The sequence below is a fragment of the Pseudomonas fluorescens genome (genome assembly GCF_902497895.1).
Classification (GTDB): Bacteria; Pseudomonadota; Gammaproteobacteria; order Pseudomonadales; family Pseudomonadaceae; genus Aquipseudomonas; species Aquipseudomonas fluorescens_BP.
This window is the reverse complement of record NZ_CABVHQ010000037.1, coordinates 1-13975: the sequence shown is the minus strand read 5'-3', so window position 1 is coordinate 13975 and position 13975 is coordinate 1. Positions and strand designations below refer to the sequence as shown.

Genomic DNA, 13975 nt, shown 5'->3' with positions numbered 1-13975 from the left:
TGAGGCCTGACTCAAATCCCTGTGGGAGCGAGCTTGCTCGCGATGGGGGCACCACTGTTTACCAGACACACTGCCCTTCACAGACCCCACCATGTCCACTCACCACTTCAACACCCACTGCCCCGACTGGGCCACCGCCCTGCTCAACGGCTTCAGCCAGATTTTCCTGCAGCGCCATCCGCTCTGCGGTTTGCTGTGTCTGCTAGCAATACTGCTAACGGCCCCAACGCTGCTCGGCGGTGCCTTGCTGGGCGGCGTCGCCGGGTTGCTCACCGCGCAACGGCGCGGTTATGCCAAGGCCGAGCGGCGGGCCGGGCTCTATAGTTACAACGGCGTCCTGCTGGGTCTGCTGCTGAGCCAGCAGTTCGCCTGGTCCGCGATGCTGCCGCCGCTGATCATCGCCTGCGGTGGCCTCAGCGCGATTCTGACCCAGCAGTGGCTCAAACGCACCCGCGCCCAGCATTGCCTGCCCGCCTACACCGCACCGTTCGTGGGCTTGAGCTGGCTGTTGCTGAGTCTCGCCGCCCCCCAACCGCTGCCCTCCCTCCAGCTGCCCGAACTGAATACCCTCAACCTGCTGAGCGCCGAGTTCAAAGGGTTGGGCCAGATCATGCTGCTCGATCATCCATTGGCCGGCATGCTGATCGCCGGCGGGCTGCTGATTGCCAATCGTCGCGCTGCTGCCTGGGCATTGCTGGGGTCCGGCGTCGGTCTGGCATGCGCATTACTGCTCAACGAATCCTCAACCGCTTTACTCGGCTTGAACGGCCACAACCCGGCACTGGCCGCCCTCGCCTTCAGCCAGCAACGTCGCCAACCCTGGTTGCCGCTGCTCGGCATTGCCCTGGCCATACTGCTGACACCCGGTTTCAGTGCCCTGGGTCTTGCGCCTCTCACCGCGCCTTTTGTCATTGCTTGCTGGCTGGTCCACGCCGGCATTCGAGTGTTGCGTCAGGCGGCAATGGACAGTGCGCCTTGCGCAATCGAGGAGAATCACCCTAGGCTTCGCTGAACATTGGTTCAGGCGTTATCCATGGACAGCAGCAACAATTGGCGTGAACGGCTTTACGTCATGATTTTCCAGAGCGACACAGCGGCCGGTCGACGCTTCGACAGCATCTTGCTGTTGATCATCCTCACCAGTCTGGTGATCGTGATCCTGGACAGCATCGACAGCGTTCACCAGAACTACGCCAGCGTTCTGGCCTACATCGAGTGGGCTTTTACCGTTGTGTTTATTATCGAGTACGGCCTGCGTCTGTACTGCTCGCCCAAGCCGTTGCGCTACGCCTTCAGTTTCTACGGGCTGGTGGACCTGCTGGCGATCGTCCCGGGGATCCTTGCGCTGTATTACGCCGACGCCCAATTCCTGCTGATCATCCGTATCATCCGGATGCTGCGGATATTTCGCGTGCTCAAGCTCAGCCCGTACCTCAAGCAAGCCAACTATTTGATGGCCGCCCTGCGCGGCAGCAAACAGAAAATCATCGTGTTCCTGCTCAGCGTGTCGACCCTGGTCACGGTGTTCGGCACCCTGATGTACGTGGTCGAAGGCCCGGAACACGGCTTCACCAGCATTCCCACTGGGATCTATTGGGCGATCGTCACCCTGACCACCGTCGGTTTCGGCGACATCGTGCCCAAGACGGTGCTGGGCCAAGTCATCTCGTCGCTGGTGATGATCACCGGTTACTCGATCATCGCCGTGCCCACCGGGATCTTCACCGCCGAGCTGGCCAACGCCATGCGCGGCGAGCAACTCCAGCACGACTGTCCGGTGTGCAAGAAAAACCATCACGAACATGGCGCAGCGTTCTGCTCGCGCTGCGGCAATGTGCTGTTTAAGAAAATAGAATAAGCAAAGAGCTTTTTAATCTTTAAAGAGCTATGCGGCCCCGGCTATAGTCGCGGGCATTGGGCCCCACATCTGATAGAACAAGGATTGCGCAGTGAAAAAACTCTTTAGCGCCTCACTTCTGGCCGCCGGTCTGGCATTGGGCAGCATGGCTCAGGCCGCACCGACCCTGCTGAACGTTTCCTACGATGTGATGCGAGATTTCTACAAGGACTACAACGCTGCCTTCCAGAAACACTGGCAAGCCGAACACAACGAAAACATCACCCTGCAGATGTCCTTTGGCGGCTCCAGCAAACAAGCCCGCTCGGTGATCGACGGCCTGCCGGCCGATGTCATCACCATGAACATGGCCACCGACATCAACGCCCTGGCAGACAATGGCAAACTGGTCCCGGAGAACTGGGTCACCCGCCTGCCAAACAACAGTGCGCCATTCACTTCGGCCACTGTGTTCATCGTCCGCAAAGGCAACCCGAAAGCCCTGAAAGACTGGCCGGACCTGCTCAAGGACGGCGTGCAAGTCATAGTGCCCAACCCGAAAACCTCCGGTAATGGTCGCTACACCTACCTCTCGGCCTGGGGTTACGTGCTGAAGAACGGCGGTGACGAGAACAAGGCCAAGGAATTCGTCGGCAAGCTGTTCAAGCAAGCCCCGGTCCTCGACACCGGCGGCCGCGCAGCCACCACCACCTTCATGACCAACCAGATCGGTGACGTCCTGGTGACCTTCGAAAACGAAGCCGAAATGATCGCCCGCGAATTCGGTCGCGAGCAGTTCGAAGTGATCTACCCAAGCGTCTCCGCCGAAGCCGAGCCGCCAGTGAGCGTGGTCGACAAAGTCGTCGACAAGAAAGGCACCCGCGCCGTGGCCGAGCAATACCTGAAATACCTCTGGTCCCCGGAAGGCCAGGAAATCGCCGCCGCCAACTACCTGCGCCCACGGGACCCTGCCGTGCTGGCCAAATACACCGACCGCTTCCCGAAAGTCGACTTTCTCTCGGTGGAGAAAACCTTCGGCGACTGGCGCACCGTGCAAAAGACCCACTTCAATGATGGTGGGGTTTTTGATCAGATCTACAGCGGGCAATAAGCGCTGAGGGTCGAGATCTATAGCGACTGTTCAACTGCCTTTACGGGCATGCCCCGCACATTCCTCGTAGCAGCTGCCGCAGGCTGCGTTCGGCTGCGTTCGGCTGCGTAGCAGTCGTAAACCCTGCTTCCACGGTGTGTCTGGAATACCGCGGCGCTTGATTTTACGACTGCTGCGGTCGAGCGCGACCCCGGTCCGAACGCAGGCTTCGCCAGCTGCTACGTCACCTCAACCAGCCATCACTCAATGGCCTCAGTCAGCAAGCACCGCTTCGGCTTCAATCTCGATCAACCATTCCGGCAGCGACAATCCACTGACGATAATCCAGGAGGATGGCGGCGGATTGTCGGGGAAACGCTCACGCAGCACCTTGACGATAGAGTCCTGCTCATTGCGAGCCGATTCGGCAATGTAGATTCGCAACATGATCACATGGCTTAAATCCCCTCCCCGCTCAGCCAACAGCTTTTCAACGTTATCAATGGCCGTGCAGCTTTGCTCGAACAGGCCAGGCCCAACCGTGCGCTCATTGGCATCGACACCAACCTGACCGGAAAGGAGCAGCCGGCGACCGCCACGCACCTCTACCGCTTGACTGAACCCGTACTGCAACGAGTTGAAAACCGAGGATGGATTGATCGCGGTCTTCTGCATGTTGCCTCCTGGCAATGGGCGGACCGCATACACTATCCGAACGCGGAGGGTAGTCCCATTCGAAGACGGTCCGCTGAAAAATCCGGAAATACACATGCAGAGCAAGCTTCCCCCTTCCCCACCCATAATCAGGCTCAACCATTCCGTTTCGTTTCGTTTCGTTTCGTTTCGTTTATTGCGATTTTCGTTTGTTTCGAATAGGCTTTCCGCATCGTCTATTTAAAATAACTGGAATTCATCATGTCCAAAGTTATCCACCCTCCCATTCATCTGCCCCTGGAGCGCGAAGTACAGGCCGCTATTGAAGGGCAGCGGACCTTGGCAGCATTTCTCACCACCCACTTTGAAACTCAGCATATCCAGATATTTGATGAGCAGAACGAAGCTCACACTGTCGAGCTACCCACTTCTGCACTTCGGTTGCTGGTGGATATTCTGGCGGAGCTGGCGGCGGGCAATGCGGTCAAGGTTGTGCCTGTCCACGCTGAGCTGACCACGCAAGAAGCGGCTGACTTGCTCAATGTTTCTCGTCCGCACCTGGTCAAGCTGTTGGAGTCTGGCGAGTTGGCCTTTCACAAGACCGGTAAACATCGTCGCGTAAGATTTGCCGAGTTGATGGATTACAAAAGCAAGCGCGACAGCGCCAGTGAACAGGCAATGAATCTGCTGGCGGAACAGGCGCAATCGTTAAGGATGGGATACGAGTGAGGCATTCTCCCTTTACTGCTGTGTACGACGCCTGTGTTCTTTACCTCTATGCAAAAACGGCAACCCTGAGGCTGCCGTTTATCTTTACTGACTGAACTGACGCCCCAACCCCGACGGCACGCCGTGGATATCCGTCTCTTCCCAAGGCCCGTTCGGGCTGACGGAGCGGCTCCAGCCGTTGTTCCAGCGGTAGTAGGTGCGCTGGCGGTAGAAGGTGTCGGTCTGGTCGTCGAGGACATAGACCCCCAGCTTGGCATCCCAGTGGCTATTGCCGCCCGGTGGTGGGGCGAAGCTGGCGGAGGTGCGTGGCAGCGGCTTGGCCGGTTTGGCGGGTGCGGTCGGTTTGCTCGGCGCCTTGGGTGGAACCGGTTGAGTGCTCGGCCCCGACGGCGGGATCGGCGGCATGGGTGCTGGCGTCGGCCGCTGGACCGCGCATGCGCTTAGACCCAGGACCAGACTGAGCAGGGTGATACGAGCGATGGCGGTCATATACGGATTCTCTGTTATTTATCCGGGCTGTCGATGGTCAATTGCTGCTGCGCAGTGGTGCTGCTGGCCAGGGGCTGGCTGCGTCCGATCCATTCGCCGGCAGTCGGTTTGCCGGCGCGGGAGATGCGCGCAACCAGTTGGACTTCAGGGAAGTTCGACAGTTTCAACTGCGGCATCATCGCGTCGGCATCGCCCAGCTCGACAGTCGCCGGCAGATCCGCAACGGTCAGCCGCTTGGCGGCCAATGGCGCGGGCGGGCCGGAGGTGGCACGGGCGAAGATGAATACGCTGTCACCCGGCTGGACCTTGGCTTTGAGGTTCGCCGCCAGATCGACGCGGACCTTGAGCAGCGCTGCGGTTTTCACCACCGCCGCTGGAGCCTCGGCGACTTTGCCGCCGCTCTCCTGGAGTTTTTCGCTGGCCCGAGTGATGCCGCCTTGCAGCGCGGCGCGGGAGCTGTCCTGCGGCGGTAGTTGTGCCAACAGGCGATTCCAGTAGTCGATGGCTTCCTGGTAGCGCTCGCCTTCGAAGGCGGCGATGCCCAGCAGGCCGAGACTGGTGACTTCTTTCGGATCGGCCTTCAGCGCTTCATCGGTCAGGGCCTGGACCTTGTCCGACCATTTTTTGTTGTCGGCAAAGTATTGCGCCTGAGCCCACTGGCCAAGCAGTTCCGGTTGACGACCGGCCACCGCCACCGTGCGCTCGAAGATCTTCGCCGCATCCGCCGGGCGATCCTGGGCCATGTAGGTGCGACCGAGGAAATACAGGCCTTCAGCCGAATCCGGCTGCGCGGCGACGGCACGTTCCAGACGGCGGGTCATCTCCTCCATCGATTGCGGGGCCTCGGCGAATTCGCGGGTCAGCTCGACCTTGTCGCTGGCGCCAAAATGCAGGTACAGGCCAAGGCCCAGCAGCGGCACCAGAATGGCCGCCAGCAATGGCGCCGGCTTGCCCAGACGGGAAACCCGCGGGGCATCGGCGCCTTCGGTGTCGGCCAGCAGTTCACGGGCCGCTTCGGCGCGACCGGAGTCCATTTGCGCTGAGGTGAGAACGCCTTCTTCCTGCTGAGTTTGCAACTCAGCCACGCGTTCCTGGTAAAGCGCCACGTTCAGCGCGGTACGATCCTCTTCACGCTGGGCACGGCGGCCGCGTAAAATCGGGATCAGCAGAAAACTCAGGGCTACCAGGAGCAGCAGACCTGCAGCGAGCCAGAAATCAATCATTCTTGGTCTTTATCCAACAGTTGATCGAGGCGCTTGCGCTCCTCGGTGGAAAGCGTGTCCGGGGTGTCGGTGCGCTGTACGCGACGACGGCGGATGATCACGGCAATGATCACTATCCCCCCCAGCAGCAGCCCGGCCGGACCGAACCAGAGCACCGCGGTTTTCGAGGTCAGGGCCGGCTTGTAGCGCACAAAGTCGCCATAGCGGTCGACCATGAAGTCGATGATCTGTTGATTGTCCTTGCCCTCGCCGAGCATGCGGAAAATCTCTTTGCGCAAGTCAGCGGCAATCGGCGCATTGGAGTCAGCGATGTCCTGGTTCTGACACTTGGGGCAACGCAACTCTTTGGTCAGCTCGCGAAAACGCTCACGGTCGGCGTCATTGGCGAACTCGTAGGTGTCGATCGCCGCGTGAGCCATACCGGCGATACTCAGGCCGAGAACGGCCGCGGCTATCCAGCGCTTCATGGCGTGGCCTCATCGACGAGTGCCTGATACTTGCCCGCCAGTTTTTCGCGCCAGACCGCTTCGTCGATCACCCCGACGAATTTGTCGCGAATGATGCCCTTGGCATCGACGAAGAAAGTTTCCGGGGCGCCGTAAACGCCAAGGTTCAGGCCCAGGGAGCCCTCCTCGTCACGGATATCCAGCAGGTACGGATTGTGGAATTCCTTGAGCCACTTCTGCGCATCGGCATTGACGTCCTTGTAGTTGACGCCATAGATCACCACGCCCTGCTCCGCCAGTTTGTTCAGCACCGGGTGTTCGACCCGGCAGGAAATGCACCAGGTGGCCCAGACGTTGACCAGTGCCGGCTTGCCGAGCAAATCCGCCTGGGTCAACTGCTTGTCACCCTGCACGGTCGGCAGCGAGAAAGCCGGGAACGGCTTGCCGATCATTGCCGACGGCAGCTCGGCCGGGTTCAGGAACAGTCCGCGGTAGAGAAACACCGCCACCAGCAGAAACACCGCCAGCGGCAACAACATTATCCAACGCTTCATGCAGTGGCTCCAGACAGGCCCAGTGCTTCCTGCACGCGGCTTTTGACCTTGACCCGATAACGTCGATCAAGGGCTGCCAGCAACCCACCGAGACCGGTGAGCAGGGCGCCGAACCAGATCCAGCGCACGAACGGTTTGACGTGCACCCGCACTGCCCAGGCGCCTTCGCCCAGGGGTTCGCCGAGGGCGACATACAGGTCACGGGTGAACCCGGCATCGATCCCGGCTTCGGTCATCACCGAGTTCTGCACGGTATAGAGACGTTTTTCCGGGTGCAGCACGCTGATTTCCTTGCCGTCGTGGATGACCCGCACGGTGCCTTTGTCCGAGGTGAAGTTCGGCCCTTCGTAGTGCTTGGCGCCCTCGAAGATAAACTGGTAACCGCCCAGATCCATGGATTCGCCCGGTGCCAGGCGCAGGTCACGCTCGGCGCTGTTCTGGCTGGAAAGCACCACGCCCAGAGCACACACGGCAATCCCCAGGTGCGCCACCTGCATGCCCCAATAGCTGCGGGTCAGGGTCGGCAGGCCTTTGATCAGGCCTTTGTGGCGGGTCTTGTCGAAGATGTCGCGCACGCCGGCCAGCAATACCCAGGCGGCGAGCATGAAGGTCGCCAGCACCGCCCAGTTGAAGTCGCCATACGCGATGCCGGCCACCACGGCCAGCGCCGCGCTGCCGAGCAACACCGGGATCAGCATGCCCAGCAGCCATTTGACCGGCGTGTCCTTCCAGCGCACCAGCATGCCGACCGCCATCACTACCATCAGCAACGCCATCAACGGGATGAACAGCGCATTGAAGTACGGCGGGCCGACCGACAGCTTGGCGCCAGTCATGGCATCGAGGATCAGCGGATACAGGGTGCCGAGCAGAATCATCGACGCGGCCACCACCAACACCAGGTTGTTGCCCAGCAGCAGGGTTTCCCGCGACCACAGGTTGAACCCGACATGGCTCTTGACCACCGGCGCGCGCAAGGCAAACAGCGTCAACGAACCGCCGACCACGAACAGCAGGAAGATCAGGATGAACACCCCGCGTTCCGGATCGGAGGCGAAGGCATGCACCGAAGTCAGTACGCCGGAACGCACCAGGAAGGTCCCCAGCAGGCTCAAGGAGAACGCGGCGATGGCCAGCAACACCGTCCAGCTTTTGAACACTCCACGTTTTTCGGTAACGGCCAGCGAGTGAATCAGCGCCGTACCGACCAGCCAAGGCATGAAGGAGGCGTTTTCCACCGGGTCCCAGAACCACCAGCCGCCCCAGCCGAGTTCGTAGTAGGCCCACCAGGAGCCGAGGGTGATGCCAATACCGAGGAACGCCCAGGCAACGATGGTCCATGGCCGCGACCAGCGCGCCCAAGCCGCATCCAGACGCCCGCCGAGCAACGCGGCGATAGCGAAGGCGAAGGCCACGGAGAAACCGACATAACCCATATAGAGCATCGGCGGATGGACGATCAGGCCGATGTCTTGCAGCAACGGGTTGAGGTCGCGACCATCGGTAGGTATTTGCGGCAGGATCCGCGCGAACGGGTTGGAGGTGAGGATCAGGAACAGCAGGAAGCCGGTGCTGATCATGCCCATCACCGCCAGCACCCGCGCCAGCATCACTTGCGGCAGCTGCCGGGAAAATATCGATACTGCGAAGGTCCAGCCGCCGAGGATCAACGCCCAGAGCAGCAACGAACCTTCGTGGGCACCCCATACGGCGCTGAACTTGTAGTACCAGGGCAACGCACTGTTGGAGTTGCCGGCGACATAGGCGACGGAAAAATCGTCGACCATGAAGGCATAGGTCAGACAGCCAAAGGCGAACGTCAGAAAGGCAAACTGGCCCCAGGCGGCAGGCTGGGCCAGGCCCATCCACATCCGGTCACCGCGCCAGGCGCCGAGCAACGGCACCACGGCCTGCACCAACGCAAAACACAGCGCCAGAATCATCGCCAGATGGCCCAGTTCGGGAATAAAGATTCCAGCAGTCATCAGTTAGCCCTCTTTCACGGGTGTCGGTGCCGATTGCCCGCTGTCTTTCAGGGCTTTGGTCACTTCCGGTGGCATGTACTTCTCATCGTGTTTGGCCAGTACTTCGTCGGCCTCTACCACGCCATCGGCGTTGATTTTGCCGAGGGCAACGATGCCCTGACCTTCACGGAACAGGTCCGGAAGGATGCCGCGATAGGTAATGGTGACGGACTTGCTGAAGTCGGTGACGACGAATCGCACGTCCAGAGAATCCCCGGAACGCTGCAGCGAACCCTTCTCGACCATGCCACCGGCACGGATACGCGTGTCTTTCGGTGCTTCGCCGTTGGCGATCTGGGTCGGGGTGTAGAACAGATTGATGTTCTGCTGCAGAGCGCTCAAGGCCAGGCCGACAGCAGCGCCGACTCCGACCAGAAGCGCGAGAATGATCATTAGACGCTTTTTACGCAGCGGATTCACTTGCCGTTCTCCCGGCGCAGACGACGCGCCTCTTGTTGCAGATAACGCTTGCGGGCCAGGATCGGCGCCGCGACGTTGAGGGCCAGCACCGCAAAACAGATGCCATAGGCTGACCAGACATACAGACCGTGATGGCCCATGGCGAGAAATTCGCCCAAGGAGGCAAAACTCATCGTGCAGCCTCCAGAGTATTCAGCACCTGAGCCTTGACCCAACTGCTGCGGGCTTCACGCTTGAGCACTTCGAGGCGCATGCGCAGCAACAGCACCACGCCGAAGAAACAGTAGAAACCCAGTACTGTCAGCAATAGCGGCAACCACATCTCGGCAGGCATCGCCGGTTTCTCGGTGAGACTGAATGTCACACCTTGATGCAGTGTGTTCCACCACTCTACAGAGTATTTGATGATCGGAATGTTGATCACCCCGACAATTGCCAGCACCGCGCAGGCTTTGGCCGCACTGTCACGATTACTGATGGCATTGCCCAGCGCAATAAGACCGAAGTACAGAAACAGCAGAATCAGCATGGACGTTAGTCGTGCATCCCAGACCCACCACGAGCCCCAGGTCGGTTTGCCCCAAATGGCCCCGGTGACCAGCGCCACCACGGTCATCCAGGCACCGATCGGCGCGGCGCATTGCAGGGCGACGTCGGCCAGTTTCATCTTCCACACCAGCCCGACAATGCCGCACACCGCTAGCATCACGTAGCAGGACTGCGCCAGCATGGCGGCCGGGACGTGGATGTAGATGATCCGAAAGCTGTCGCCTTGCTGGTAATCCGGCGGCGCGAAAGCCAGGCCCCAGACAGCGCCGATACCGATCAGCAGCACTGCGGCCATACTTATCCAGGGCAGCATTCTGCCGCTGATACCATAAAACCACTTGGGCGAGCCGAGCTTATGAAACCAAGTCCAGTTCATTGCTGTTTCCATCACGGTTGCTTTTCGTCAGCACGAAAAGCCAGGGTCGGCCTTTTTTCAAAAAAAGTGATCAAAAAATGACCAGACCTCATTATTATTCGCCGACGCTGATCTTCAGGCCAGCAGCTATTGCAAAAGGTGTCAGGGTTACCGCCAAGGCGGTCAGGCTGCCAAGCCAGAGCAGGTAACCCGTTGCCGGCATGCCCTGCAATGCCGCCTGCAAGGCGCCACTGCCGAGAATCAGTACCGGGATGTACAGCGGCAGAATCAACAGTGCCAGCAGCAAGCCACCACGTTTCAATCCCACTGTCAGCGCCGCGCCCACCGCACCGAGCAAACTCAATATCGGTGTACCCAGCAGCAACGACACCAGCAACACTGGCAGACAAGCGGCCGGTAAACCCAGCATCAAGGCCAGCAAGGGTGCGAGCAAAACCAGGGCCAGGCCGGAAAACGCCCAGTGTGCCAGTACCTTGGCTAAAACCAGAAGAGGCAGGGGGTGCGACGAAAGGACCCACTGCTCCAGCGATCCGTCCTCGAAATCACTGCGGAAAAGCCCGTCCAGCGAGAGCAGGACGGACAATAAGGCCGCTACCCACACCAGCCCCGGAGACAAGGTTTGCAACAATTGAGTCTCGGGACCGACGGCCAACGGAAACAATGCGACGACTATTGCGAAGAAAACCAGCGGGTTCGCCAATTCCGCCGGTCGGCGAAACAGCAGACGCGCCTCGCGGGCAACCAGTAGTCCGAAAACACTCATTCGGCCCGGCCCTCAAGGTATAAGCCCAAATCAATATCGCGATAACTGGCAGGCATATGCTTCAAGGTGTGGTGAGTAGTCAACACCACCATACCACCCTGCTCACAATGAACGGCGAGGTGCTCTTCGAGTTGCGCCACGCCTTGTTTGTCGAGGGCGGTGAAAGGTTCGTCGAGGATCCACAGCTGCGGGCTGTCCAGATAGAGCCGGGCCAGTGCTACCCGGCGGCGCTGACCGGCGGACAAGGTGTGACAGGGCACATCCTCGAAACCGCGCAGACCTACCGAATCCAGCGCTTTCCAGATCGCCTCATGGCTGGCCGGCTGATGCAATGCGCAAAGCCAGCTGAGGTTTTCTTCCGGCGTCAGCAAATCCTTGATCCCGGCGGCGTGACCGATCCACAGCAGGTTATGCGCCTGGTCGGTACGCTGCGCTTTCAAGGGCTGGCCGTTGAGCAAGACCTGGCCAGCAGTCGGTTGCATCAGACCGGCCAGCAGGCGCAGCAGGCTGGTCTTGCCGCTGCCGTTGGGGCCGCTGATCTGCAACATATCACCGCCCGCCAGACGCAATTCGAGGTTTTCGAAGAGCATCCGCCAGTCTCGCTCACAGGCGAGCGCTACGGCTTCTAGAAGTGGGCTGGTCAAGAGATCGCGGGCCTTTAGGGTTCAAGTCGGCGGTGGAGCGGCCGTTAAAGTGATGCAGAGTAAATGCATTGGCAGCTTGTTCCAGAGAGCTGCGTCAAACATTTGTGATGTTTTCAGCGCTCCCTTGATAACGGGGCGGCATTATACATGTCATGTCCTGATCCAAAGAGGGCAATTTCGACAGGGTGTGACCCTATGACAGGCGAAATGAACATCCCCCCGCTACCGCAGCCCACTCCCGGCCCTACGCGCCCGGCCGCGGTGAGTGGCGAGTTGCTCAAACTGCTGCAACCGCTGGAAGGCCTGATCGCCGCCGGGCAGACCGCCAAGGCCGAAGTGTTGTCGCTGAAACAGGCGGATCAGACGTTCCAGTTGCTGCTCAAGCTGACGCTCGACAGCGGCCGCCAGACCACCCTCCAGGCCATCAGCAACCAGCCCCTGGCCGCAGGCACTAACCTCGCGGTCAGCCAGCTGTCGGCCGGCAAACTGACGATCAGCGTACAGCAGGCCATCGCCTCCAGCGTCGCCACCCTCACCCGCCTGGATACGGCGCAACTGCCGGTCGGCAGTTTGCTCCAGGGCAAGGTACTGACCACTCAGTTGCTGCCCCAAACCCCTGGCCAACCCTCGGTTTATCGCTCGCTGGTGAGCCTGCTCAATACCGCCTTGAGCGGCAATACCTTGAGCATCGACAGCCCGCAACCGCTGCGCATCGGCAGCCTGCTCAGCGCCATGGTCCAGGGTTCACAGGAGCTGAGCTTCGTGCCCCTGAGCGGTCGTCAAGACCAACTGGCGGTGGCGCAACAACTGATCAGTCAACAGAGCCGCCAGGGTTCACTGGAGGGGTTGCTCAATGCCTTGCAGAATCAGACCTCAGCCAGTACGACATCAGCCGCTATGCGCGCGGCCATCGACCAGTTGCTCAGTGGATTGCCTGACGCCCAACAGTTGAGCACGCCGAAGGGCCTGGCCCAGGCGCTGGCCAACAGTGGTCTGTTCCTTGAAGCGAAATTGCTCGCTGGGCAAAACCCGGCGCTGACCCCGGACATGAAAGCCAACCTGCTGCGCCTGATCGGGCAAATGGCCGCCGGTCTGCCGGCCAGCACCCACTTCAATGCAATCATTGCCGCCAACACCCTGGCCCAGGCAATGCCGAGCTTTGTCCGCAGCGCCCTCGGCACCCTCGGCCAGGTCAGCGCCAAACCCCATCCCGGCGGTTTCCCGCTACCTTCGCGCTTGCTGCAAAGCCAGGACGGCGAAGGTGATCTGGAACACTTGCTGCGCCTGGCCGCCGCGGCAGTTTCGCGCCTGCAAAGCCATCAGCTGTCGAGCCTGGAGCAGACCGGCCTCACCGCCGAGGGCAATCTGCAAAGCACCTGGCAGCTGGAAATTCCCATGCGCAACCTGCAGGACATCGTGCCGTTGCAGCTCAAGTTCCAGCGCGAGGAAACACCCGAGAAAGAACCGAGCGAAAAATACCCGGAGCGCGAACCCAAGCAGCTGTTGTGGCGAGTCGAACTGGCGTTCGCCATGGAACCGCTCGGGCCGCTGCAAATCCAGGCACAGCTGGTTCAGGGTCGTTTGTCCGGCCAGCTGTGGGCCGAGCGGCCGTACACCGCCAGCCTGATCGAGAGCCACTTGAGCGGGCTGCGCGAGCGCCTGGTAGCGTCCGGCCTGAACGTCGGCGATCTGGACTGCCACCTCGGCACCCCCCCCCAAGGCGTACAAACCCGCCTCGAACAACGCTGGGTCGACGAAACCGCATGAAAAACCCCAACCCGCCCCTCCAGGCCATCGCCCTCAAATACGACGGCCATCACGCACCGACCCTCACCGCCAAGGGCGACAACGAACTGGCCGAAGCCATCCTGAAGATTGCCCGCGACTGTGAAGTGCCGATCTACGAAAATGCCGAACTGGTGAAGTTGCTGGCCAGAATGGAACTGGGTGACAGCATTCCGGAAGAGTTGTACCGGACCATCGCCGAGATCATTGCGTTTGCCTGGAACCTGAAGGGCAAGTTCCCGGAAGGGCATGATCCGCAAGCACCGATGATAGAGCGGGATGTGACGGCGCAGGGAGATGACTACTAGTCGAAAGGGATGTCGGCTTTAAGGCCGTCTCCGCGGGCGTGCCCTGTAGGAGCTAGCTTGCTCGCGATGGACGTTAACGATAAC

Annotated in this window: 17 protein-coding genes; 6 read left to right on the top strand and 11 right to left on the bottom strand. The window is 60.4% G+C overall.

Features of this window, described 5'->3' with window-relative positions:
* Positions 1–91 precede the first annotated feature (91 nt).
* The 3 genes from F8N21_RS18615 to F8N21_RS18605 all read left to right on the top strand — a co-directional run bounded on the left by F8N21_RS18615 (position 92) and on the right by F8N21_RS18605 (position 2948).
* Positions 92–1012 (top strand): urea transporter, encoded by a 921-nt coding sequence (locus tag F8N21_RS18615; protein WP_150643517.1) that lies wholly within the window; start codon positions 92–94, stop codon positions 1010–1012.
* A 21-nt stretch (positions 1013–1033) separates the two neighbouring features.
* Entirely contained in the window at positions 1034–1858 is an 825-nt protein-coding gene (locus F8N21_RS18610) for an ion transporter (protein WP_150643516.1), read from the top strand.
* A 91-nt stretch (positions 1859–1949) separates the two neighbouring features.
* Positions 1950–2948: a sulfate ABC transporter substrate-binding protein gene (locus F8N21_RS18605; RefSeq protein ID WP_150643515.1), complete on the top strand. Its 999-nt coding sequence runs from the start codon at positions 1950–1952 to the stop codon at positions 2946–2948.
* 252 nt (positions 2949–3200) lie between these two features.
* On the opposite strand, the gene F8N21_RS18600 is transcribed toward F8N21_RS18605, so the two are convergent.
* Positions 3201–3602, bottom strand: coding sequence for a RidA family protein (locus F8N21_RS18600; RefSeq protein ID WP_150643514.1), 402 nt, complete (start codon positions 3600–3602; stop codon positions 3201–3203).
* A gap of 240 nt (positions 3603–3842) precedes the next feature.
* Between F8N21_RS18600 and F8N21_RS18595 the strand changes: the two genes are divergently transcribed.
* Positions 3843–4310, top strand: a complete 468-nt coding sequence (locus tag F8N21_RS18595) for a helix-turn-helix domain-containing protein (RefSeq protein ID WP_150643513.1) — start codon at positions 3843–3845, stop codon at positions 4308–4310.
* Between the two features lie 84 nt (positions 4311–4394).
* Here F8N21_RS18595 and F8N21_RS18590 read toward each other — a convergent pair whose 3' ends face one another.
* The 10 genes from F8N21_RS18590 to ccmA all read right to left on the bottom strand — a co-directional run bounded on the left by F8N21_RS18590 (position 4395) and on the right by ccmA (position 11798).
* A complete protein-coding gene (locus F8N21_RS18590) occupies positions 4395–4799 on the bottom strand; it encodes a hypothetical protein (RefSeq protein WP_150643512.1) in 405 nt (134 codons plus the stop codon).
* 14 nt (positions 4800–4813) lie between these two features.
* Entirely contained in the window at positions 4814–6022 is a 1209-nt protein-coding gene (ccmI, locus tag F8N21_RS18585) for a c-type cytochrome biogenesis protein CcmI (RefSeq protein WP_150643511.1), read from the bottom strand.
* Positions 6019–6489, bottom strand: coding sequence for a cytochrome c-type biogenesis protein (locus F8N21_RS18580; protein WP_150643510.1), 471 nt, complete (start codon positions 6487–6489; stop codon positions 6019–6021). The genes ccmI and F8N21_RS18580 overlap by 4 nt, the downstream gene beginning before the upstream one ends.
* Positions 6486–7022, bottom strand: coding sequence for a DsbE family thiol:disulfide interchange protein (locus F8N21_RS18575; protein WP_150643509.1), 537 nt, complete (start codon positions 7020–7022; stop codon positions 6486–6488). The genes F8N21_RS18580 and F8N21_RS18575 overlap by 4 nt, the downstream gene beginning before the upstream one ends.
* A complete protein-coding gene (locus F8N21_RS18570) occupies positions 7019–9007 on the bottom strand; it encodes a heme lyase CcmF/NrfE family subunit (protein ID WP_150643508.1) in 1989 nt (662 codons plus the stop codon). Before F8N21_RS18570 ends, F8N21_RS18575 begins: the two co-directional genes overlap by 4 nt.
* Positions 9008–9010: 3 nt before the next feature.
* Entirely contained in the window at positions 9011–9466 is a 456-nt protein-coding gene (gene ccmE / locus F8N21_RS18565; RefSeq protein ID WP_150643507.1) for a cytochrome c maturation protein CcmE, read from the bottom strand.
* Complete coding sequence (gene ccmD / locus F8N21_RS18560; RefSeq protein WP_150643506.1) at positions 9463–9639, bottom strand: heme exporter protein CcmD; 177 nt, start codon at positions 9637–9639, stop codon at positions 9463–9465. The genes ccmE and ccmD overlap by 4 nt, the downstream gene beginning before the upstream one ends.
* Positions 9636–10391 carry a heme ABC transporter permease gene (locus tag F8N21_RS18555; protein ID WP_150643505.1) on the bottom strand — a complete coding sequence of 252 codons (756 nt, stop codon included), beginning with the start codon at positions 10389–10391 and terminating at the stop codon, positions 9636–9638. The genes ccmD and F8N21_RS18555 overlap by 4 nt, the downstream gene beginning before the upstream one ends.
* A 94-nt stretch (positions 10392–10485) precedes the next feature.
* Positions 10486–11154: a heme exporter protein CcmB gene (gene ccmB / locus F8N21_RS18550; protein WP_150643504.1), complete on the bottom strand. Its 669-nt coding sequence runs from the start codon at positions 11152–11154 to the stop codon at positions 10486–10488.
* Complete coding sequence (ccmA, locus tag F8N21_RS18545) at positions 11151–11798, bottom strand: cytochrome c biogenesis heme-transporting ATPase CcmA (RefSeq protein WP_150643503.1); 648 nt, start codon at positions 11796–11798, stop codon at positions 11151–11153. The genes ccmB and ccmA overlap by 4 nt, the downstream gene beginning before the upstream one ends.
* Positions 11799–11993: 195 nt before the next feature.
* Between ccmA and F8N21_RS18540 the strand changes: the two genes are divergently transcribed.
* Positions 11994–13565 (top strand): flagellar hook-length control protein FliK, encoded by a 1572-nt coding sequence (locus F8N21_RS18540; protein WP_150643502.1) that lies wholly within the window; start codon positions 11994–11996, stop codon positions 13563–13565.
* Positions 13562–13891 carry an EscU/YscU/HrcU family type III secretion system export apparatus switch protein gene (locus F8N21_RS18535; protein ID WP_150643501.1) on the top strand — a complete coding sequence of 110 codons (330 nt, stop codon included), beginning with the start codon at positions 13562–13564 and terminating at the stop codon, positions 13889–13891. The genes F8N21_RS18540 and F8N21_RS18535 overlap by 4 nt, the downstream gene beginning before the upstream one ends.
* The last annotated feature ends 84 nt before the right edge of the window (positions 13892–13975 follow it).